The organism is Shinella granuli (assembly GCF_004341885.1).
In the GTDB taxonomy this organism is placed as follows: domain Bacteria; phylum Pseudomonadota; class Alphaproteobacteria; order Rhizobiales; family Rhizobiaceae; genus Shinella; species Shinella granuli.
Genome location: NZ_SLVX01000004.1, coordinates 223,308 through 245,392, shown reverse-complemented (window position 1 = coordinate 245,392; position 22,085 = coordinate 223,308). Strand labels below are relative to the sequence as shown.

Genomic DNA, 22,085 nt, shown 5'->3' with positions numbered 1-22,085 from the left:
GGGCTCGCGAGAGGCGGCCTTGTCAGTCGCTTTCGTTGCATTCGGTGATTTCGCAGACGGATTCTTCCGTCGTGCGGTTGGCGCATTCATTCAGCGCCCGTTCGCGCGCATCCGCCTCCTCGTCGAAGCTGTAGCTGTAGCCGTAGGTCCCCTCTTCTGAAACGGCGATGCAGCCCCAGGCCAGCGCCGCGCCATGGGAAGCGGCAAAGGTGATCGCAAGGACGAGGGCGGCAAGCCCTGTCCGCTTCATGCGTGTCATGTGTAAATCCCCCTGGTTGCGCGAAATGCGCGGGCGGAGACTACGGTGGCGGCGGTGAAATGTGCAAGCGGATACGGGGGCGTGGCGCGATCCTTCAGCCGACATTGCGCTCCGGATCGCCCCGTGGCGGCACCTCCGCATGGGGATCGAGGATGATCGCCGAGGGCGGTTCGGCGGCGTCCACCTCGCGGATCCATTCGCGCCAGATGGCGACGAGCAGCGCCATCAGCACGGGGCCGATGAAGAGACCGAGGAAACCCATGGTCTTCACGCCGCCGATGAGGCCGAAGAAGGTGGGCAGGAACGGCAGCTTGATCGGGCCGCCGACGAGGCGGGGACGCAGCGTCTTGTCGACGATGAAGAGTTCGACCGATCCCCAGACGAAGAGCGCCAGGCCCGCGACGGGCGAACCGCTGGAGACGAGATAGATCGAGACGAGCGTGAAGGAGAGCGGCGCGCCGCCGGGAAAGAGCGCCATGATGCCGGTCAGGACGCCGAGCGTGACGGCCGAGGGCACGCCGGCGATCCAGTAGGCGATGCCGAGCACGATGCCTTCGCCGATGGCGATCAGCGTCATGCCCGTGACCGTGGAGCTGATCGTCGCCGGCACGATGCGGGAAATGCGCTCCCAGCGCATCGGCAGGATGCGCTCGCCGAGCCGGTCCACCTGGCCGGCGAAGGACTGGCCGTCGCGGTAGATGAAGAAGAGGGCGATCAGCATGAACAGCATGGCGAGCAGCAGGCCGAAGGCCTTGCCGCCGGCGGCCAGCGCCACCCGGTAGATATTGCCGATATTGGCGCCGCTGACGATCTGCGTCAGCTCGCCGATCGCGCCGGGGTGATCGAGGAAGCGCGTCCACTGCATGTCGAGCCAGCCGCCGATGACCGGCAGCGCGCCGATCCAGTCCGGCGTCGGCGCGCCGGTGCGGTTCGTCTCGACAGCCCAGCCGATCCAGTCGCGGATCTCGTGGAAGGCATAGGTCGAGGCGATCATGATAGGCCCGACGATGAAGGCGAGGATCAGGAGGATGGCGATGGAGGCGGCGAGCGTGCGGTTGCCGTTCACCTGGGCGAGCAGGCGCGAATAGAGCGGCCAGCTGGCAAAGGCGATGACGAGCGCGGCGAGCACCGGCACGACGAAGCCGTGGAAGAAATAAATGCCGGCGAAGACGATGAGCACAAGGAGCCAGCGCGCCGCCGAGATGGGCGATATGAGCGCGACGCTGCTCGGGCGCGCCGCGCCGAGAAACCGGGGCTCACTTCTGCGATGTTCCTGATGCAGCAAACGCGTCTACTCCCTTGAGGCCCATGCCGGGGCCGGGCAATCTAGATAATGTGTAGCCCAAGAATATTAAACATATACGCGGTTTTTTCGGCGAAGGCGCGCCGAGACGCCGCAGGCAAGGCAGAATCGTGAAAAGCACCGCGGCCACAGCCTCCATTTATTGACGTTTACGTTAATGTAAGATAGCGATGTCTCTTGATGGCGCCTTTCAAAAGCATCATCTTGTCCCTACGAAGGGTTGGAGGACCTTTCGGTGCCGGCGGGACGGATGACGCCCCGCGCGCAATGAGGAGGAGCATGCATGACCGCCACGATCGAAGCCCCTTCCACCCAGCCCTCCGGCCGGTTCTGGCTCGCCTCCTATCCCGAGGGCATGGCAGCACAGATCGCGCCGCTCGGCCACGCCTCCATCGGCGCGCTCGTCGAAAGCTGCTGCGCACACTATGCCGATCGGCCGGCCTTCACCAGCATGGGCAAGACGCTGACCTTCCGGGATTTCGAGGCGGCCTCGGCAAAGATCGCCGCCTGGCTTCAGGCGCGGGGGCTCGAAAAGGGTGACCGGGTCGCCGTGATGATGCCCAACATCCTGCAGAACCCGGTCATCATCTTCGGCATCCTGCGCGCCGGCCTCGTCGTGGTGAACGTCAACCCGCTCTATACGCCGCGGGAGCTGGAGCACCAGTTGAAGGACGCGGGTGCCAAGGCGCTGTTCGTGCTGGAGAATTTTGCGAGCACCGTGGCGCAGGTCGTCTCGCGCACCGCGGTCCGGCATGTCGTCGTCACCACGATGGGCGACATGCTCGGGCTCAAGGGACTGATCGTCAACCTCGTCGTGCGCCGGGTGAAGAAGCTGGTGCCCGCCTGGTCGCTGCCGGGCCATATCCCCTTTACCCAGGTGATGGCGGAGGGCGCGCGCGGCCGCATCAAGCCGGTCAGCATCGCGCCTGACGACACCGCCTTCCTGCAATATACCGGCGGCACGACGGGCGTCTCCAAGGGCGCGACGCTGACCCATGCCAACCTGCTCTCCAACATGGAGCAGATCAAGCTGTGGATCGAGCCGACCTTCCGCATCAAGCAGCGGCCGGAACAGCTCGTCTTCGTCTGCGCTCTGCCGCTCTACCATATCTTCGCGCTGACGGTGAACGGGCTGATGGGCATCGCGCTCGGCGGCCACAACGTGCTGATCGCCAATCCGCGCGATATCCCGGCCTTCATCAAGGAGTTGACGAAGGTCAGGATACACATCTTCCCCGGCCTCAACACCCTGTTCAACGCGCTGATGAACAATCCGGATTTCACCAAGGCGGATCTTTCCGGACTCGTGCTGACGCTCGGCGGCGGCATGGCGGTGCAGCGGCCGGTCGCCGAGCGCTGGCAGGCGATGACGGGCTGCGCGATCACCGAGGGCTACGGCCTGTCCGAAACCTCGCCGGTCGCGACCGCCAACCGCTTCGACAGGGCGGAATTCACCGGCACGATCGGCCTGCCGCTCCCCTCGACCGACATCGAGATCCGCGACGACGACGGCAAGACGCTGGCGCTCGGCGAGGTCGGCGAAATCTGCATCCGCGGCCCCCAGGTCATGGCCGGCTACTGGCAGCGGCCGGACGAGACGGCCAAGGTGATGACGCCGGACGGCTTCTTCCGCTCCGGCGACATCGGCTTCATGACGCCGGAGGGTTTTACCAAGATCGTCGACCGCAAGAAGGACATGATCCTCGTCTCCGGCTTCAACGTCTTCCCCAACGAGGTGGAGGAGGTGGCGATGTCGCTTGCCGGCATCCTCGAATGCGCTGCGATCGGCGTGCCGGACGAGCATTCCGGCGAGGCGGTGAAGCTCTTCGTGGTGAAGAAGGACCCGGCGCTGACGGAGGTCGACGTGAAGGCCCATTGCGCGGCGAACCTGACCAATTACAAACGACCGAAATTCATCGAATTCCGCACCGAACTGCCGAAATCCAATGTCGGCAAGATACTGCGCAAGGATCTCCGCGGCTGAGAGAGCGCCAGTTAAACCGATTTAATTTTTTCGGTAGAGTCACGTTTGCCGTCTTGATTTGGACAGGACAAAGCGACTAGCTAGCGGCATCGTCAAAAGCCAGGGACCACGCCGATGAACGCGCTTGTCGAAAAGCTGAAATCCATCGTCCGCGACACCAACGCCACAGACATCCGTGCCGCCTTTGCGGCCGATCCGCAGCGATTCTCCCGCTACAGCACCACGCTCGGCGACTTCCTCTTCGACTATTCCAAATGCGCGGTGAACGACGCCGTGCTCGACGGGCTGGAGGCACTGGCGAAGGCGGCCGGCGTCGAGGCGAAGCGGGACGCCATGTTCTCCGGCGCGATCATCAACATCACGGAAGAGCGCGCGGTGCTGCACACCGCGCTGCGCAACCGTGCCAACACGCCCGTCCTCGTCGAAGGCAAGGACGTCATGCCTGAGGTCAACGCCGTGCTCGACGCCATGGGCGCCTTTGCGGACGGCATCCGTTCCGGGGCGCTCAAGGGCGCGACGGGCAAGACGATCACCGACGTCGTCAATATCGGCATCGGCGGCTCGGACCTCGGCCCCGTCATGGCGACGCTGGCGCTGGCCCCCTTCCATGACGGCCCGCGGCTGCATTTCGTCTCCAATATCGACGGCGCCCATATCGCCGATACGCTGAAGCTGCTGGATGCGGAAACGACGCTTTTCATCGTCGCCTCGAAGACGTTCACAACGATCGAGACGATGACCAATGCCGCGACGGCCCGCAAATTCATCGCCGATGCGCTGGGCGATGCAGCCGTCGGCCACCATTTCTGCGCGGTTTCCACCGCACTCGACAAGGTCTCGGCCTTCGGCATCGGCGCGGACCGCGTCTTCGGCTTCTGGGACTGGGTCGGCGGGCGCTATTCGATCTGGTCGGCCATCGGCCTGCCGCTGATGATCGCCATCGGCAAGGAGAACTTTGCCGAATTCCTCGCCGGCGGCCATGCCATCGACACCCATTTCCGCGAGGCGCCGATCCGCGAGAACATCCCTGTCCTGCTCGGCCTCATCGGCTATTATCACCGCAACGTGCTGAACTATCCCTCGCGCGCCATCCTGCCCTATGACCAGCGCCTGTCGCGGTTCCCCGCCTATCTCCAGCAGCTCGACATGGAATCGAACGGCAAGTCCGTGACGATGGATTCGACGCCCGTCGAGGGCCAGACGGGTCCCGTTGTCTGGGGCGAGCCCGGCACCAACGGCCAGCATGCCTTCTACCAGCTCATTCACCAGGGCACGGCGATCATCCCGGCCGAGTTCATGATCGCCGCCAACGGCCACGAGAAGGCACTGCGCCACCAGCATCAGCTGCTGATCGCCAACTGCCTGGCGCAGTCCGAAGCGCTGATGAAGGGCCGCACGCTGGACGAAGCCAAGGCGCAGCTCACCGCCAAGGGCATGGACGAGGCGAAAGCCGACAGGATCGCGCCGCACCGCGTCTTCTCCGGCAACCGCCCGTCGATCACCATGGTCTATGACAGCCTGACGCCGTTCGCGCTCGGCCGGCTGATCGCGCTCTACGAGCACCGCGTCTTCGTCGAAGGCGCGCTGTTCAACATCAACTCCTTCGACCAGTGGGGCGTGGAGCTCGGCAAGGAGCTGGCGACCGGCCTGCTGCCGGTCGTGGAAGGCAAGGAGAGCGCAGCCGGCCACGATTCCTCGACCGCCGGCCTTGTCGCCGCGCTTTTGAAGGCGGCGACGTAAACCCTATCGAAGGCTGAGACGGCGTGCCGCGAATGCATCGCGCGGCACGCGGGTGAGATTGCCCAGGAATTCGCGGGCGCAGGCGCGCCAGCTATAGGTCATGGCGCGGCTTCGGGCGACTTCCTTGGGAATGTCGAGAGCGGCAAGCGCCGCGTCCTTGAGATTGTCCGACAGGGCGCCGCCCTCGCCGAGAACGTCGCGCGGTGCCGTGACCGGGAAGGCGGCGACGGGAACGCCACTCGCCAATGCCTCCAGCATGACATTGCCGAACGTGTCGGTGCGGCTCGGAAAGACGAAGACCTCGGCCGAGGCATAGAGGGACGCCAGCTCCTCGCCGGTCTTGCGGCCGAGGAAATGCACATCCGGATAGCGCTGGCGCAACGCCGCAAGGTCCGGCCCGTCGCCGACGACGACCTTGCTGCCCGGCAGATCGAGGCCGAGGAAGGCGGGCAGGTTCTTCTCCACCGCCACGCGCCCGACATTCAGGAAGATCGGCCGCGGCAGGCCGAGATCGCGGCGTTTTGTCGGGTCGAACAGTTTCGTATCCACCCCGCGCGACCAGCGTTTGATGCGCACGAACCCGCGGGCGGCCATTTCCGCGGCGAGCGATTTCGTCGCAACCATCATGCCGTTGCCGGCATTGTGGAAACGCCGCAGCCACCAGTAGCTGACGCTTTCGGGAATGGGCAGGCGCGCGCTGATGAATTCGGGAAAGCGCGTGTGATAGGCCGTGGTGAAGGGCAGCCGGTGTTCGAGGCAGGCGGCACGCGCCGCCATGCCGAGCGGCCCCTCCGTGGCGATATGGATATAGTCCGGCGCGATCTTCTCCATTTCGACCAGCACGCGGCGCCTGGAGGTGATGGCGAGCCGGATTTCCGGATAGGAGGGCAGCGGCACGGTGGTAAACCCCTGCGGGGTCAGGAAGACGACGTCTATGCCCTCTTCCGCCATCGAGCGGGCAAGCTCTTCGAGCGTGTGCACGACGCCGTTCAACTGCGGGCGCCAGGCGTCCGTGACGACGAGGATGGTCGGAGCCCGTCCATCGGAACGGGCGAGGGGAAAGGAATCTGGAGCGGTGTGGTCGAACATGGCCCCTTTGACCATGCTGCGATGACAAAGGAATGAAGGGGCTTTCGGCTTGTTTTGGCGACTTCACTCCACCCTCCTCCATCATGCTCAGGCTTGACGGGAGAGAGGTTGCTGTCCTTTACGCTGCCGGCTCAGGCGAGCCCGATTTCCTTTGCCCAGGGCGGGTTCGCGCCGGCGCGCGAGACGGTGACGGCCGCGGCCCTGGCGCCGAGCGCCAACGCCTTGGCGATCTGGTCTTCGGAAAGCCTGGCCACCTGGTCCTTGGTCAGGAGGTTCTGCATCTTCAGCGAGGCGAGCACGCCGGCATCGAACGTATCGCCCGCGCCGACCGTATCGACCACGCTCACCCGCTCGCTCGGCACCGTGACCTTGTGGTTCGCGGTATAGCCGACGGCACCTTCTGCACCGCGCGTCACGACGACGAGCCTTGCGCCATGATGCAGCCAGTGGCGGGCAAGCGCATCCTCGTCGCCCTCAAGGCCGAACCAGGCGAGGTCCTCGTCGGAGAATTTCACGATGTCGGCCATCGCCGCCATGCGGCGGATACGGCCCATATGGGCGTCCTTGTCCTTGATGAAGCCGGGACGGATGTTCGGATCGAGCGAGATGACGCGCCTTTCGTGCTCGCGCGCCAGGAGCGCCTCGTAGGTGGACCCGCAAGGCTCGGGGATGAGGCTGATCGCGCCGAAATGCAGCGCCTCGCAGTCATCGCCCAGCATGGGGAGCTCCGCCTCGGTGATCATGCGGCCGGCCGTGCCTTCGTCATAGAAGGCATAGGTCGCATGGCCGTCGACGAGCTTGACGAAGGCGACCGTCGTCGGGCGGGAGAGCGTCGCGCAATAGCTGTAGTCGACGCCGCTTTCGCCGAGCGTCCTGCGCAGGATGTCGCCCATCATGTCGTCGGAAAGGCCGGTGAAGAAACCGGTCGGCACGCCGAGGCGGCCGAGCGCGATCGCCGTGTTGAAGATCGCCCCGCCGGCATAGGGCGCATAGGCATCCTCGCCGAGCGTCGTCGTCCGCGGCAGCATGTCGATCAGCGCTTCACCACAACACAGGATCATATCGGCCCTCCCAAGAGATTTTCAATCGATTTAAACGATCCCGACGAAAAGCGCCAGAGACTTTTACGAGGTCGGCAGTTCCGCAACGCCGCCATGGGCGGCGGACCAGGCGAGCGGCGCATCGAAGAACGAGGCGACGGAGGCGAGCGTCGCATCGTCGAAGAGCTTTTCCGCGCGCGCCACCGCGAGCACGTCCTGCCAGGTGGCGATGCGGTGCAGCTTGACGCCGCCATTGGCGTAGCGCGCCTCGGCCTCCTTGAAGATGCCGTAGTAGAACAACGACATTCCATGATCGACCACGCCGCCGGCGGCGCGGATCGCATCGATGAAGGTGAACATGGAGCCGCCGACGGTCACGAGGTCCTCGATGACGAGCACGCGCGCGCCCTCCGGCATCACGCCTTCGATCTGGGCATTGCGGCCGTGGCCCTTCGGCTTCTTGCGCACATAGACCATCGGCAAGGCGAGGCGATCGGCGAGCAGCGCGGCAAAGGGGATGCCCGCCGTCTCGCCGCCGGCGATCACGTCGAAACGCTCGAAGCCGGCCTCGCGGGTGATGGTGGCGGCGGCAAAATCCATGATCGCCGAACGGATGCGCGGATAGGACAAGAGCTTGCGGCAGTCCATGTAGACCGGGCTCGCCATGCCGGAGGCGAGCTTGTAGGGCTCCTCGGGGCGGAAATGCACCGCCTTGATCTCCCACAGCATGCGGGCCATCAGCTCCGCCATCACGTCTCGGTCCGGAAAGGAATTGGAAAACATCGGCATCTCCCCACAAGGCTGTCCGCCCGTGCGCATAGCAGCAAGAGCCGCGGCTTTCCAGCCGCTCGGGGGTTTTCCCGGAACCGGACGGCAAAAAACCCTTCCCGGAGACCGGGAAGGGTTTCTGGAGGATCAGGGTCTTTCCGCTTAAGCCGCGGCGGTCTTGCCTGCGCCGGTGCGGGCGTCGATCGAATAGGCGCCCGGACCGAAGGCGGCGAGCACGAGGAAGCCGCCGGCGATGGTGATGTTCTTCCACATCATCAGGCCGTTGAAGAGGGTGAGCAGACCGTTGGCGCCTTCCGGGAAATCCGGAACGTTAATCGGGCCGCTGTGGAACACCAGGGCCGTGAACACGCTGAAGGCGGCGAGCAGATAGGCGGCGATCTTCGTCTGGAAGCCGACGAGCACGAAGAGGCCGGCGACGAGTTCGAAGAGACCGGCAAGATAGGCGAGCGCGGTTGCGGCCGGCAGGCCGGCGCCGGCGATCATGCCGGCCGTGCCCGAGGGATCGATCAGCTTGGGATAACCAGCGGTGATGAACATGAGGGCGAGAAGAATGCGTCCGACAAGGACGACGACGTTCTGTTGCATTGTAAGCTCCTGAGGCTTGGCGTTTGCATTGACGAAGAGATACCAGCTTTCCGCCGTCAAGCCAGCCGGGCATTCAGAGGACAGATCGTTCTCTTTTTGTGAACGATCACCCTGTTCCCGGCGAAACAGGAGGGCCGCGCCGGCCATGCGACAAGGGGATCGTCACATCCCGCCTCTCTCCTTGCGGAGCCTCCATGCCCCCCAACCTTACCGCCCTCGTCATCGCCGCCGCCGCCTTCATCTTCGCTGCACCCGGCCATGCCGGCACATCCTATGGAGAGGGTTATTATGGACACGACCAGCAGACCTGCATCACCAAGCGCATCCGCACGGAAGACCCGCATGGCAAGACCATCGCAAAACGCGTCCGCATCTGCCAGTGACCACTCTGCCGGCAACCCCAAGGACCTGCCCGGAACGCACCGTTCTTTTCTGTTGCAAGCGCCCATCGGCTGGGCGAAGATTTCGGCAAGGCGGCGCGTTCCGTGTTGCGTCAGCGCGGTCGGGGGAATCCGGATATGAACGAGATCAACAAAAGCGCCGCCTTCTGGCGCTCCTTTCCGATTTTCGAAGGATTCGGCAAGGAAACGCTCGGCGAGATCGCCGGCATCGCCACCTATCGCAAATGGTCGGCCGGAACCGTGATCTTCCAGCGCGGCGACGAGGGGACCTACCTCATCGTCCTCGTCACCGGCCGCATCAAGCTCTCGCTGATCACGCCGCAGGGCAAGGAACTGTCGCTGCGCCAGCTCGAAGCGGGATCGGTGCTCGGCGAAATGGCGATCCTCGACGGCCAGCCTCGTTCGGCGGACGCCACCGCCGTCGTCGCGACGGAAGGTTACGTCATCTCCAAGCGGGATTTCCTGGAGATCCTGATGCGCAACCCGACGGCGGCGCAGGCGATCATCCACTATCTCTGCACAAAGCTGCGCGAGACGACGGAGCAGCTCGAGACCATCGCGCTCTACGACCTCGATGCCCGCGTCGCGCGCTTCTTCCTGGCGACGCTGCGCAACATCCATGGCGAGGAACTGCCGGAAAGCGCCAATCTGCAGCTTTCGCTCAGCCAGACGGAGATCGCCAGCATCGTCGGCGCCAGCCGGCCGAAGATCAACCGCTCGATCCTCGCGCTGCAGGAGGCCGGCGCCATCCGCCGCAACGACGGCATCATCCATTGCCATATCGGCCGGCTGCAAAACATCGCCGAGCCGGATGACGACTGAAGCCGCCGGGAACGGCCGGCCATGATCCCCAAGCGATACCGTCCCCTCCTTGCCGGCCTGGTCGCGAGCCTTGCCGGCGCGCTGACGCTGTCTTGGCTCGGCGAGGCGGCGCTGGAGCGGCAGCGCGAATTCTACTTCGACGCGCTGACGCAGAGCGTGCCCGCCGCCGAGAGCGACCGGATCGTCGTCGTCGACATCGACCGCAAGGCGTTTCAGGCCGCGCCCAACCGGGACTGGACGCGGGCCGAGACGGCCGATCTGATCGACCGGCTCGCCGCCGCCAAGCCCGCCGCCATCGCCTTTGACTTCATCTTCAGCACCGATTGCGCCCCGCAGGAGCCGGCGAACGCGGCGCTCGCCAGCGCCATCGCCAAGGTTCCGACCATCCTCGGCTTCCTGATCGGCGAGACGCCCGACGGCGCGCCGCATCCCGTGCCGGCGCTCGCGCTGCAACGGCCGGTCGCGGTGCCCGACCTCTGGTTCATCGACGGCACGGAAAGCTCCTGCGCCTTCCTGCAGGACAAGTCGGCCGCCGCGGCGGCGGCCTTCCTGGTGGGCGACGAGGACGCCGTGGTGCGCCGCGTGCAGGCCTATGCGATCGTCGGCAACGCCGCCTATCCCGCGCTCGGCGTGGAGGCGGCGCGGCTGGCGGCCGGTGCGCGCACGCCGGTGCTCGGCGGCGATCCGGCCTGGCTGCGCCACGACGCGCGCATCCTGCGGCTCGACGAGGACGGCAGCCTGCGTTTCGTGGCGAGCGATGCCAACGCGATCCGCGCGCGCACCTTCTCGGCGGGCGACGTCGTGGCCGGCGCGGTGCCGGCGGAGAAGATCGCCGGCAAGGTCGTGCTGATCGGCAGCAGCCTGCCCAATCTCGGGGGACTGCGGACCAGCGCCTCCATGCCGCTCGAACCTTCCGTGCAGATCCACGCGGATATCGCGAACGCCATCCTCACCGACCATATACCGACGCGCGACGTCGGGCTCGTGCCCATCGAGGCGGGCTTCGCCTTCCTCGCCGGCGCGGCGGCGGCCCTTGCGGCGGCGCGGCTTCGCCCGCTCTTTGCGGCGGTCGCGGGGCTCGCGCTGGTCGGCCTCGTCTTCGGCGCCTCGGTGCTGCTTTATGCCCGCACGGCGCTGCTGTCCGATGCGGTCGGGGTGACGCTCATCGTGGCGACCGCGGCGCTCGTCACGGGCCTCCTGCAATTCACCCATGTGCGCCGGGCCGAGGCGACCGCCCGGCAACGCTTCGCACAGTACCTGCCGCAATCCGTCGTCTCACGCTATATCGACAATCCCGACCTCGGCCGGGTTGCCGGCGAGGAGCGGCAGGTGACCGCGCTCTTCACGGATATCGAGGGCTTTTCGACGCTGGCGCAGAAGATCGGCCCGCACGACCTCGTCAAGCTGCTCGACATCTATTTTTCCGAGGTCAACGCCCTCGTCGCGCGCCATGGCGGCATGGTGGACAAGGTGGTGGGCGACGCTGTGCATGCGCTCTTCAACGCGCCCGACGATCTCGACCGCCACGTCGACAAGGCGCTCGCCTGCGCCGATGAAATCCGCGCACTGACCGAGGAGATGCGCCGCCGCCCCCTCTTCCTCGAAAAGGCGTTCGGACGCACGCGCATCGGCGTCGAGACGGGCATGGCGGTGCTGGGCGAGGTCGGCGCGGGCGGCAAGCTCGACTATACCGCCCATGGCGACGCGGTGAACCTCGCCGCGCGGCTGCAGGATGCCAACAAGTTCCTGGGAACACAGATCTGCGTCGGGCCGCGCGCGGCCGGCGAGACCAGCCGCAGCCTGCGCGCCATCGGCGAACACGAGATCCGCGGCTTCGGCACGATGGCGCTGTTCACGCTGGATTAGAGCGGCTTTGCGCGCCCTTCCCGATCAGCGGGCGCCGGCGCTCGCATAGGCTTCGCGGATGCGGGCCTCGCCCCATTGCGTGACCTCGCCCGGCGCGGCGCCCGGCGCGGCGATCTCGACGCCCTGGCCGGGGCCGACCTGTTTCGTCACGCCACCGCCGGACACCTCGACCAGGCCGTGCTCGACGAAGACGGCGAAGGGGCCGCGGCTCGGGCCGGCGAAAAACTTCGTGCCCCGCACGCCGATCATGCCGAAGGCGGTGCGCACGGTGAGGTCGATCTTGGCAAGGCCTTCCGGCCGGTCGAAGATCATCTGCCCGGTGCCGAGCTCGATCGTGCCGCCCTGCCCGGCGATGAAGGTGTCGATCAGAAGCTCCGTCTCGCTGCCGAGCAGCAGGGTCGTGTCCTCGCCGAGTTCCAGCGCGGCGAAGCTCTCCTTGCCCGTCGTCACGAAATCATGGTCCATCAGGCTCGCGCCGGCCTTCAGGCCCTCCAGCAGGTTGGCCTGCTTGCGGTTGACCTCGCCGGTGATCTCCACCGCCTTGCCGATCACCGCATTCGCCTGGGTGGCGCGGATGCCGATGCCGGTGAGCGCGAGTGCGCCTGCCGCAAGGAAAAGACGGCGGCTGAGACGGACCGGACGAAAAACGTTGAGCGTTCGCATTGACGTGCCTTTCACGCGCGGCGGCATGGAATTGAACCTGAGCATCGCCGCACCCTCCGGCCGCGAAATGCTCTCCCTCTTCTTTATACGCAGTTCCCCGGGCAAATCCGCAAGGCGCTTTGCCCGCATTGTCGCAGGCACGGCGGACGCGCCTTGTCTGCACCCCTTATGCCCTGCTCCCCTTCAGCCTTCTGTTCCCGCGGAAACAGCCCCTGTCCGCCAGCCCTCTATGGTGTGGTCATCAACGAAGGGAGACGGATCATGTTCATGCGATCCAATGGAATGAAGACGGCTGGCCGCGCCCTTTTCTTCGCGGCCCTCCTGTCCGGCGTCGCCGGCGGCGCATCGGCCGACACCATCGAAGCCCAGTGCGACGCCGCGGCCGGCAGCCAGTACGACATGACGCGCAACACGGCCTTCGCGCCGGTCGCCCGCGAGGACATCCGGATCGGCCCGGCGCTCTCGGCCTGCCGCGAAGCCTACAATGCCGGCGGCGGCGCGCGCATGGCCTTCCAGCTCGGCCGGGCGCTGGAGCGCGCCGGCCAGGATCTCGACGCCATGAAGCTCTATGCGGAAGCGGCCGGGCTCGGCCATACCGTGGCGATGGTCAATTACGGCGCGATGCTGGGCCAGCGCGGCGATGCGGTCGCCGAGTTCAACCACTACAAGAAGGCGGCCGAGATGGGCGACATGCTCGGCGCCTACAATCTCGGCGTCGCCTATCGCGACGGCATCGGTACCGCGATCGACGGCGAGGCGGCCGCCCGCTGGTTCGACAAGGCGGCGGCGAGCGGCGACGAGACGGCGGCGTTCAATCTCGGCGTGCTCTTCGACGACGGCAGCCTGATCGCCGAGGACGATGCCCGGGCGGCGGCCTTCTACCGCCTCGCGGCCGAAGGCGGCGTCGTCGATGCCATGATCAATCTCGGCCTGATGCTGGAATCCGGCGAAGGCGTTTCGCAGGATCTTGCCGCCGCAGCCGGCTACTTCAAAGCCGCCGCCGATCGCGGCGACAGCTACGGCAAGCTGAAATTCGGCCTGATGCAGCAGAGCGGCACCGGCATCGTCAGGAATGTCGAGCAGGCGGTGAACAGCCTCGTCGCCGCCTTCGAGATGCGCGACGTCGATCTCGAAGTGATCCTGCGCAACACGCCGGAGCAGCTCAGCGCCGACGCGCGCCTCGCCATCAAGCAGGTGCTCGCCGAGCGCAAGCTGATCGCCGGTGCCGAGAATGCCGAGATCGACCCGATCACCCTCGGCGCCATCGAGAAGCACTACGCCGCGAAGTGAAGGGCGCGATCAGACGATCTCGCCCGCCTGCGGACCCCAGGTGTCCGTCATGGCAAAACCGTTTGCCAGGGGATCGGTCGGATCGAGCGCGATCTGGTGCAGGCCGAAGGTCCAGCCGCGGCCGGTGATGGTGGGGATGATCGCCTTGCGGCCGGCAACGACCGTTTCGGCCGCCAGCCCCACCTCGAACTCCGACCCGATGATCGAGCGCGAGCGGAACGTATCGCCCACCTTGGCAAGGCCGCGGGCATGCAGCGTGGCGAGGTTGGCGGAATTGCCCGTGCCGCAGGGCGAGCGATCGACGCGGCCGGGCCACATGGTGGTGGCGGTACGCACCAGGCCGTCCGGATCGCGATCGCGGAACATGACATAGGCGACGCCGTTGATCTCCGGGATTTCCGGATGCACGACCTTCATCGCCTTGTTGATCAGGTCCTTCAGCGCCATGCCGGCATCGACCAGCGCGCGGGCATTGCCCTTCTCGATCTTCGTGCCGATCTGGTCGACATCGACGAGCGCATAGAAAATGCCGCCATAGGAGATGTCGAAGCGCACGCGGCCCCAGTGCGGCGTGTCGATCTCGACGTCCAGCGCCTCGACGAAGGACGGCACCATGGTGAGCTTGACCTTCTCGCAGCGCCCGTCGCGGCAGGTCGCCGTGGCCTTGACGAGGCCGGCGGCCGTGTCGAGCACGACCACGGTCTCCGGCTCCTTCATCTCGACGATGCCGGATTCGAGCAGCGCCGTGGTGACGCAGATCGAGTTGGAGCCCGAGGAGGCATGCGCCTGGTCGGCCTGCAGGATGATGAAGCCGGCGTCGGCTTCCGGCCGCTTGGCCGGGACCAGCAGGTTCACCGAGCCCGTCGCCGCCGCGCGCGGCTCCAGGCACAGGAAACGGCGCAGGCTGTCATCGACCGTGTTGATGTGGTTGAGCTGCTCGGCGATCGTGTTGCCGGGGATCTTCGGCACGCCGCCGATCGCCACCTTGCCGATCTCGCCTTCGCAATGAACATCCAGCAACTGGATCGTGCGCTTCCATCTCATGTCGATCTGCTCCGTCTCGGCCAGCTCGGCCGTCTTCGCTTTCTGATATATCAGATCGCCGGGTATTCCAACAGCTTTTCACGCGACAGGTTCGCGCGCTACGAAAAGGCGTCCGGACATCACCGGATGCCCTGCCCGCTGCGAGACCTTTTCATGACCAAGCTCATCGTCTTCACCGACCTGCACATGGTGCCCGAGGGGGCGACCATCATCGGCCTCGATCCCTACCAGCGCCTGCTCGCCGGCATCGAGCACGTCAATCGCTATCATGCCGATGCCGACCGGGTGATCCTCACCGGCGACCTGACGCACCGCGCCGACACCCAATCCTACGAGCGCCTGCGCGATCTCCTGTCGCTGCTCGTGCCGCCCGCCGCCATCACCATCGGCAACCACGATTATCGCGAGCGCTTCCTCGAAACCTTTTCCCATGTGCGACCGGACGAGAACGGTTTCGTGCAACAGGCGATCGATTTCGACGACTGCCGCGCGGTGCTTCTCGATACGCTCTTCGCCCCGCCCTACGATTATCCGCGCAGCCATGCCGGCTATCTCTGCGAAAGGCGCCTGGCCTGGCTCGACAGCGCGCTTTCCAGCGCCGGCGACCTGCCCGTCCTCCTCTTCATGCATCATCCGCCGCACAGGACCGGTTTTACCGGCATGGACGCGATCCGGCTTTCCAACGAGGACGCCTTCTACGACATCGTGCTGAAACACGGCAATGTGCGCCACATCTTCGCCGGCCATGTGCACCGCACGATCGGCGGCTCGCATCGCGGCGTTCCGTTCTCGATCCTCAAGAGCCCCGTGCACCAGCAGCCGATGCCCTTCGACACGCCGAACGCCTCGCTCTCGGTCGACGAACCCGCGGCCTACGGCATCGTCGTCGTCACGGAAGACGGCCTGCAGGTACACAACGAGGACTACGAGATCGCACGGCGCGATGCGGAAATCGCCTGAGAACCGGGTTAACGTCCGTTACACATCGTGATGCGCCGCCGCGTCCGCAGCGGAACCGAAGGAAGAACGTGACGTTGTCTCCGTCGAAGGGTGGGAAACCCGTTTTCGAAGGAGAATGACATGCGTAAGTTTCTGATGGCCGGCGCCGCCCTGGCGCTCATCGGCGCCACCGCGGCCCATGCGGATGACGGCGACAAGGAAGTCCTCGGCGGCGCGGCTGGCGGCGCTGCGGGCGCGGCCGCCGGTGCGGTCGTCGGCGGCCCGGTCGGCGCCATCGTCGGCGGCGCGGTGGGCGTTGCCATCGGTGCGGAAGCCGCCGTGCCGGACGACGCCCGCGTCTATGTGCTGGAAAACCCGACACCGCCCGTCGTTCTGGAAGGCCAGGTGACCGCCGACACGCGCTTCGACGACACCGTCACGCTGACGCCGATCCCCGACCACCCGGACCTCGCCTATGTCTATGTCGACAATCGCCCGGTGATCGTGCGCACCGATAGCCGCCAGGTCATCTACGCACCGGAGATCGAAACGACGGCCAGCATCTCCGCCGACATTCCGGAGACGACGATCACCTATGTCGAGCGCCATCCGCTGGAGCCCGTCGTGCTGGAAGGCCCGGTCGAGGCCGGCGCCTTGATCCCGGAGACCGTGCAGATCGTCGAGGTGCCGGAAAGCCCCAGCTACGGCTACATCTATGTCGACCAGCGTCCTGTTCTGGTCGACCGCAATACCCGTGAGGTCATCTGGGTCCGCTGACCCTCACGGGATTTGTGAAGGAAGGGGCGGCTCCCGCGGGGGCCGCCTTTTCATTTTACTGGCCGGTCGCGGTCACCGCGGTGTCCTCCACGGATTGACCGAAGCGCAGCCAGTGGTCGTTGTAGTTCTTGCGTGTCACCGGGTCGAAGACGGCGATGGGCGTGGAGACCGCGATACTGGCGACGCTGCCGACCGTCTGGGCGGTGCCGAGCGCCACCGCGCCGAGCCGGTCACCGAGACCGACCTCGGAATCCGTGACGGTCTGGCCGGCGATCAGCCGGTTGCCGATGAGCCGCACCACCTCCGGGCTCTCCGCGAATTTCCCGTGGTTGAGGCTGTCGCCGGATTTCAGTGCCGTCAGGTCGAGCACGATGATGCCCTGCTTCTCCAGCATGCTGCGATAGGGTTCCTGCGAGGGATCGATCTGGCCGAGCCGGTCGACATTGCCGGAAATGCGCCGCGAGAGCGTCAGCGCCCGGTCGTCACGCGAGACGAAGAGCGTGAATTGCGGCCGATCCGTGCCGATGGCACGCAGTTGCTGGCCGAAGACGTCCACGTCGAGATCGGGCGAGGCGAGGATGACCTGCTGGATCTTCTTCGGCACGCGCCCGTCGCGGATCGCCATCTGGCGCAGCGTCTCCACCGCCAGCCAGGTGCCCATGGAATGGGCCATGATGGTGATCTCGCCGACCTCGGGCGTATCGACCGCCGCGCGCAGCAGCTCCTCCAGCGCGTCGCGCGAATAGTTGGTGCTTTCCTTGTCGTACGAATAATCGAAGATGCTGGCGCGCGAGGGCCAGGTGAAGATCACGGGCGCCGCATCGGTCTTCGAATCGTGCACGATCTGCGCGAAGCGGTAGACGGCGTCCTCATACCGGTTGTTGAAGCCGTGCACGAAGACGAGCACGCGACGGCTCTTCGGCAGATGCCCGTCGAGCCAGGCACGGCCCTTCTGCGCGCTGTCGATCGGCGTCACGCTGACGGTCGAGAAGTTCTTCATCGGATCGGCCGGCAGCTTTTCCGGCCATTGCACCTGGCCGACCTTGCGCTTGCCGTCCGGCGGAATGGAGACCTTGATGTCGCGCATCACGAGTTCGGAGCCGCGCTCACCGGAAAACAGGACGCCCGGCTGCTGCGAGGGCGCGCGGGTGGTGGCGACCAGGAGGTCGACCGTGGAGACGCCCGCCGGCGTTTCGCCGCTCGGCACGAGCACGCCTTCCGGCCGGCCGGCGCACCCCGCAAGGGCAAGCAGTCCGGCGAAGATCACGCGACGCAATACGCGCGGCATTTCGCGGTTCATCATGCCCCGCTTCCTTCCGCTTTCTGGTTTCGCCGGTGCATGCCTCGCACCGCTCATCCCTGCTTAGCCGAGCGGCAGGCGGTTTTGAAGAGAGCCCGAAGACAAGGACCGCCACGGAAAGTCCCTGCGTGGCATATCGGTCACGCGAACGGCAATGCCGGGCGAGAGCCGAGCACGGCGATATACGACCGCAGGAAGGCCGACAGGACATCTTTTGGAAATGGGAAAAGAATGGCGCACCCGAAGAGATTCGAACTCCTGACCCCCAGATTCGTAGTCTGGTGCTCTATCCAGCTGAGCTACGGGTGCGCTGGCAGTGGCGGGCTTATTGCCCGGCTGCGAGGCGGTTCTCTAAAGGGTCCTCCGGCCTATTGCAAGCGTCTTTCGCAGAAATAATGTACTTTTTTCATCGGGCCGTCACAAAGGGAGCGGCAGAACCCCGGATTACGAGGCGCGGTGGCGGAAGGCGTCGAGGGGGACGGGGCGGTCCGGCAGCTCGATGCGGAACAGCGTGCCGGGCGTCGGCTTCTCCACCAGCGCGATCGTGCCGCCATGGGCGAGCACCAGTTCGCGGGCGATCGCAAGGCCGAGGCCCGTGCCGCCCGAGCGCACGGAACCGCGGAAGGCGGCGAAGAGGTTTTCGCGCGCCTTGGCGGGCATGCCGGGACCGTTGTCGTCGATGGCGATGGACACGACGCTGCCGGTGCGAAGCCCCGTGACGAGCACGGTGCGCCGCTCCGCGCCGCTGTCCTGCGACAGCGCCTCGACGGCATTGCGGCACAGATTGTGGATGACGCGGAAGAGCTGCTCGCTGTCGGCATCGACCTGGAGGCCCGGCTCGACCTGCGCGACGAAATCGATGTCGCTGCGCGAATCGAGCGCCAGCACCTCGGAAACCTCCTGCACCAGCGGGCGCAGCGCGACGAAGCGGCGGCGCGGCTCCGGCTCGCGCATGCGGCCATAGGAGAGCACCTCGTTGGTATAGCCCACCGCCCGGTCGATGCTGCGCAGGAGCTTCGGCGCGACGCGCTTGACCACGGGGTCGTCGACATCCGACAGGCGGTCGGACATCAGTTGGGCCGAGGAGAGGATGTTGCGCATGTCGTGGTTGATCTTCGACACGGCAAGACCGAGATCGGCGAGGTTCTTCTGCTCCTTCAGCGTGCGCTGCAGCGTCTGCTGCATGGCGGCGAGATGGATGCCGGCGACGGCGATCTCGTCGCGCCCGCCGGACGGCTCCAGCACGCGCGCCGGGTTCGACGGATCGGCGGCGAATTCCTGGATGTTCGCGGTCATGCGGCGGATCGGGCGGATCAGCAGGCGGTTGAGCGCGAAGAAGATGGGGCTCGCCGTGACCACGGAAATGATCATGGACAGGATGAAGACGTTGCGTGCGTAACCGAGCATGGCGCGGCGCAGCGCCCGCTCGTCGAGCAAGAGCTCGATGCGCGTGCTCGATTCGCCGACCGGGCCGAAGACGCGGATGACACGCTCGCCGCCGAAGAGCAGCGTGTCGAAGGCATCGTAGACGGCGGTGAGCGTCGAGACGTCGGAAAGGTCGTATTGCGCGTCGATGCTCGGCGGCATGTCGACGGCGGCGACCATGCGGGAGGCGTCCTCCCGCTTCAGGATGATCGCCTTGGTGCCGGTCGCCATCAGCGTCTCTTCCTGCACGGGGCGCGGCAGTTCGTGGTCCGGCAGGCCTTCGATGACGACGCTGGCGGCGGCGGCCGTGTTCAGGCGGTCGCGCAACCATTGCAGGCGCATGTTGGCGACCGACGGCACGAAGATCAGCACCTCGGCGATCAGGACGAAGATGGCCGTGACCAACAGGAGCCGTCCCGACAGGCCGGACAGGAAGCCGACCGCCGGCACCGGCTTCTCGGTCAAGGACGGTGTCCCGTCTCTGTCCACCATGTCTCAACTCCCAGACAGGCCGCAATGCGGCGAACGCATCGTGATTGGAGATCGACGACGTATTTCAGTCAATCATAGGAGATTGCGGCAAATTTTCCAACGTTGCCGCGGAGACGGCAAAAACGCGGCGATCCTGCGATCGCCGCGCTGAAGGCTGGAATCCGGCTACCAAATGCCGCAGGGCGCCCGTCCGCGCGCTGCGAAGGGGCAGCGATCAGAACTCTTCCCAGTTCTCCTGGGCGACCGCCGCAGTGGCGGCACCGCGGTTGCCGCCGAAGGCACGGGCGACATTGCCGATCATGCGGCGGGCGGGCGATTCGACCGGACGGGTCTCGGCGCGCACGGCCGCCACGCGCTGCATGGCATCGCCGGTGCGGAAGCGGGCGACGAGGTCGGCCAGGCTGTCGGCCTCGCCCTTCAGCTTGTGCGTCGCAGCCGAGGTCTCCTCGACCATCGCGGCATTGTGCTGGGTGACCTGGTCCATCTGGTTGATGGCCGTGCTGATCTCCTGGAGGCCCGTCGCCTGCTCGCGGGCGGCCGTGGCGATCGCGTGGATGCGGTCGTTGATGGTGACGACGCGGCTTTCGATGTCGGAGAGGGCCGCGCCCGTCTCCTGCACATATTTGACGCCGACGGAGACTTCGTCACCGGACTTGGTGATCAGGCCCTTGATGTCCTTGGCGGCGCTGGCGGCGCGCTGGGCGAGCTCGCGCACCTCCTGGGCGACGACGGCAAAACCCTTGCCCGCCTCGCCGGCACGCGCGGCCTCGACGCCGGCGTTGAGCGCCAGAAGATTCGTCTGGAAGGCGATCTCGTCGATGACGGAGATGATCTGGCTGATCTCGTTCGAGGCCTGCTCGATGCGGCTCATCGCGCCGATCGCATTGCGCACGATGTCGCCCGACTGTTTGGCGCTCTGCGTCGCCTCGCCGACCATGGTCGTCGCCTCGTTCGCCCGCTCCGTCGAATTCTTGACGGCGGCGGTGATCTCCTCGAGGGCGGCGGAGGTCTCCTCCAGCGCGGCGGCCTGCTGCTCGGTACGCTTGGAAAGGTCGTCGGAGGCGGTGCGCAGCTCGCCGGAATTGGCGTTGATCGCATCCGTCGAGGCGCGCACCTCGCGCATGGTGCGCTGGAGGGTGGAGAGCGTCGCATTGACGTTCTGCTGCAGCTCGGCGAAGGCGCCGCGGAAGGCGCCGTCCATGGTCTGCGTCAGGTCGCCCTCGGCGAGCGCGCCGATGACGCGGCGGGTTTCGGCAATGCCTTCTTCCACGCCGGCGACCAGCTCGTTGACGCTGCGCGCGAAGCGGTTGAGGTCCTCGTTCTGGTAGTCCTTGTTGATGCGCGAGGAGAAATCGCCCGCTGCCGCGGCATGGACGACGGTGGCGATCGAGGACTGCAGGTCGGCGCTCTTCTCGCGCAGGATCTCCTCCTGGGCGTTGAGGTCGCGCACGGTGATGGCATTCTGGCGGAAGATGGCGACGGCGGCGGCCATTTCACCGATCTCGTCCTTGCGGCCGGCATAGGGCACTTCCGTGTCGAGATCGCCGCCGGCAAGACGGTTCATCGTCTCGGTCACGTTCTGGATCGGACGGCTGAGCTCGTTGGTCGCGATATAGAAGGCAACGCCGCCACCGAGCGCGAGGCCGACGCCGACCGTGCCGAGCACGAGCATCAGCATGAGGGTTTCGAAGGCGGCGACATCGGCCTTGATCGCGGTGAGGTTCTCGTTGTCCGTCTGGACGACGGCATCGATCTCCTGCTGGAAGGCCTTGCGGTTGGCGCGGTTGCCCTCGTTGTTGCCCTGTTCGTTGGCCGCGGCGATGGAGACGGTCGTGCCGAGGCGGGCCGTTTCCATGCGGAAGGTGCGGAATTCGGCGGCGCGCGCCACGACGGCGTCAAACGCGGCCTTCTGTGCCTCCGGCACGATCGGGCGCCATTCGTTCAGCGTCTTATCGATGCCGTCGAGTTCCTTGGCGATGCCTTCGGCAAATTTCTTGGCGCCGTCCATGTCCTTGGAGGCATAGATGCCGCGGGCTTCCATGACGACGGCCGTGACCTGGCGGTTCAGGTGCTCGCCGAGGAAGGCGCGGTCGGCGGCATTCTCATACTGGCGGAGCTTGTCGCTGTATTCCGAGACCACATGGACGGCGATGCCGCCGATGAGGACGGAAATGAGGCCCATCAAGCCCACGATGAGGTAGATCTTGCCGCGTATCTTCACGTCACACTCCAAAGAACGATGGATGGCAAGCGGGATTCACCCACCTGCCTTCATGG

The 22,085-nt window shown here is 66.0% G+C and carries 19 protein-coding genes and 1 tRNA gene; 8 read left to right on the top strand and 12 right to left on the bottom strand.

Going from position 1 to position 22,085, the window contains the following annotated elements:
* Positions 1–22: 22 nt before the first annotated feature.
* Together EV665_RS09525 and EV665_RS09520 are read right to left on the bottom strand one after the other, a co-directional pair.
* On the bottom strand, positions 23–259 hold the full coding sequence (locus tag EV665_RS09525; RefSeq protein ID WP_133033919.1) for a DUF4189 domain-containing protein: 237 nt from the start codon (positions 257–259) through the stop codon (positions 23–25).
* A 94-nt stretch (positions 260–353) separates the two neighbouring features.
* Positions 354–1,544, bottom strand: coding sequence for an AI-2E family transporter (locus EV665_RS09520; RefSeq protein ID WP_133033918.1), 1,191 nt, complete (start codon positions 1,542–1,544; stop codon positions 354–356).
* A gap of 301 nt (positions 1,545–1,845) precedes the next feature.
* Here EV665_RS09520 and EV665_RS09515 point away from each other — a divergent pair, with 301 nt between their 5' ends.
* On the top strand, positions 1,846–3,546 hold the full coding sequence (locus tag EV665_RS09515; protein ID WP_064328681.1) for a long-chain-fatty-acid--CoA ligase: 1,701 nt from the start codon (positions 1,846–1,848) through the stop codon (positions 3,544–3,546).
* A 114-nt stretch (positions 3,547–3,660) separates the two neighbouring features.
* Positions 3,661–5,286 carry a glucose-6-phosphate isomerase gene (pgi, locus tag EV665_RS09510; RefSeq protein WP_133033917.1) on the top strand — a complete coding sequence of 542 codons (1,626 nt, stop codon included), beginning with the start codon at positions 3,661–3,663 and terminating at the stop codon, positions 5,284–5,286.
* Positions 5,287–5,289: 3 nt separating this feature from the next.
* On the opposite strand, the gene EV665_RS09505 is transcribed toward pgi, so the two are convergent.
* The 4 genes from EV665_RS09505 to EV665_RS09490 all read right to left on the bottom strand — a co-directional run bounded on the left by EV665_RS09505 (position 5,290) and on the right by EV665_RS09490 (position 8,789).
* Entirely contained in the window at positions 5,290–6,375 is a 1,086-nt protein-coding gene (locus EV665_RS09505) for a glycosyltransferase family 4 protein (RefSeq protein ID WP_133033916.1), read from the bottom strand.
* A gap of 131 nt (positions 6,376–6,506) precedes the next feature.
* Positions 6,507–7,436: a carbohydrate kinase family protein gene (locus tag EV665_RS09500; protein WP_064328679.1), complete on the bottom strand. Its 930-nt coding sequence runs from the start codon at positions 7,434–7,436 to the stop codon at positions 6,507–6,509.
* A 63-nt stretch (positions 7,437–7,499) separates the two neighbouring features.
* The gene (locus EV665_RS09495; RefSeq protein ID WP_133033915.1) at positions 7,500–8,198 is read right to left on the bottom strand and encodes an orotate phosphoribosyltransferase; all 699 of its coding nucleotides are present in this window, start codon (positions 8,196–8,198) and stop codon (positions 7,500–7,502) included.
* Positions 8,199–8,345: 147 nt separating this feature from the next.
* Positions 8,346–8,789, bottom strand: coding sequence for a DoxX family protein (locus tag EV665_RS09490; RefSeq protein WP_133033914.1), 444 nt, complete (start codon positions 8,787–8,789; stop codon positions 8,346–8,348).
* Between the two features lie 194 nt (positions 8,790–8,983).
* Here EV665_RS09490 and EV665_RS09485 point away from each other — a divergent pair, with 194 nt between their 5' ends.
* From EV665_RS09485 to EV665_RS09475, 3 genes are all read left to right on the top strand, one after another.
* Positions 8,984–9,172 carry a hypothetical protein gene (locus EV665_RS09485; RefSeq protein WP_064328677.1) on the top strand — a complete coding sequence of 63 codons (189 nt, stop codon included), beginning with the start codon at positions 8,984–8,986 and terminating at the stop codon, positions 9,170–9,172.
* Between the two features lie 135 nt (positions 9,173–9,307).
* Positions 9,308–10,012, top strand: a complete 705-nt coding sequence (locus tag EV665_RS09480) for a Crp/Fnr family transcriptional regulator (protein WP_064328676.1) — start codon at positions 9,308–9,310, stop codon at positions 10,010–10,012.
* Positions 10,013–10,036: 24 nt separating this feature from the next.
* A complete protein-coding gene (locus tag EV665_RS09475) occupies positions 10,037–11,878 on the top strand; it encodes a CHASE2 domain-containing protein (protein ID WP_380685050.1) in 1,842 nt (613 codons plus the stop codon).
* A gap of 24 nt (positions 11,879–11,902) precedes the next feature.
* On the opposite strand, the gene EV665_RS09470 is transcribed toward EV665_RS09475, so the two are convergent.
* Entirely contained in the window at positions 11,903–12,541 is a 639-nt protein-coding gene (locus EV665_RS09470) for a FecR family protein (protein WP_064332370.1), read from the bottom strand.
* A 261-nt stretch (positions 12,542–12,802) separates the two neighbouring features.
* On the opposite strand from EV665_RS09470, the gene EV665_RS09465 reads away from it, so the two are divergent.
* Complete coding sequence (locus tag EV665_RS09465; protein ID WP_133033912.1) at positions 12,803–13,831, top strand: tetratricopeptide repeat protein; 1,029 nt, start codon at positions 12,803–12,805, stop codon at positions 13,829–13,831.
* Between the two features lie 9 nt (positions 13,832–13,840).
* Here the strand turns inward: EV665_RS09465 and EV665_RS09460 are convergent, their stop codons facing one another.
* Entirely contained in the window at positions 13,841–14,875 is a 1,035-nt protein-coding gene (locus EV665_RS09460) for a proline racemase family protein (protein WP_133033911.1), read from the bottom strand.
* A 153-nt stretch (positions 14,876–15,028) separates the two neighbouring features.
* On the opposite strand from EV665_RS09460, the gene spdA reads away from it, so the two are divergent.
* Together spdA and EV665_RS09450 are read left to right on the top strand one after the other, a co-directional pair.
* Positions 15,029–15,835, top strand: coding sequence for a 2', 3'cyclic nucleotide phosphodiesterase SpdA (spdA, locus tag EV665_RS09455; RefSeq protein WP_133033910.1), 807 nt, complete (start codon positions 15,029–15,031; stop codon positions 15,833–15,835).
* A 120-nt stretch (positions 15,836–15,955) separates the two neighbouring features.
* Entirely contained in the window at positions 15,956–16,591 is a 636-nt protein-coding gene (locus EV665_RS09450; RefSeq protein ID WP_133033909.1) for a DUF1236 domain-containing protein, read from the top strand.
* Positions 16,592–16,646: 55 nt separating this feature from the next.
* Here EV665_RS09450 and EV665_RS09445 read toward each other — a convergent pair whose 3' ends face one another.
* The 4 genes from EV665_RS09445 to EV665_RS09430 all read right to left on the bottom strand — a co-directional run bounded on the left by EV665_RS09445 (position 16,647) and on the right by EV665_RS09430 (position 22,029).
* On the bottom strand, positions 16,647–17,894 hold the full coding sequence (locus EV665_RS09445; protein WP_064328672.1) for an alpha/beta hydrolase: 1,248 nt from the start codon (positions 17,892–17,894) through the stop codon (positions 16,647–16,649).
* A gap of 229 nt (positions 17,895–18,123) precedes the next feature.
* Positions 18,124–18,200 (bottom strand) — tRNA-Arg (locus EV665_RS09440).
* Between the two features lie 135 nt (positions 18,201–18,335).
* Complete coding sequence (locus EV665_RS09435) at positions 18,336–19,781, bottom strand: sensor histidine kinase (RefSeq protein WP_245337344.1); 1,446 nt, start codon at positions 19,779–19,781, stop codon at positions 18,336–18,338.
* 241 nt (positions 19,782–20,022) lie between these two features.
* A complete protein-coding gene (locus EV665_RS09430; RefSeq protein ID WP_064328670.1) occupies positions 20,023–22,029 on the bottom strand; it encodes a methyl-accepting chemotaxis protein in 2,007 nt (668 codons plus the stop codon).
* Positions 22,030–22,085 lie beyond the last annotated feature (56 nt).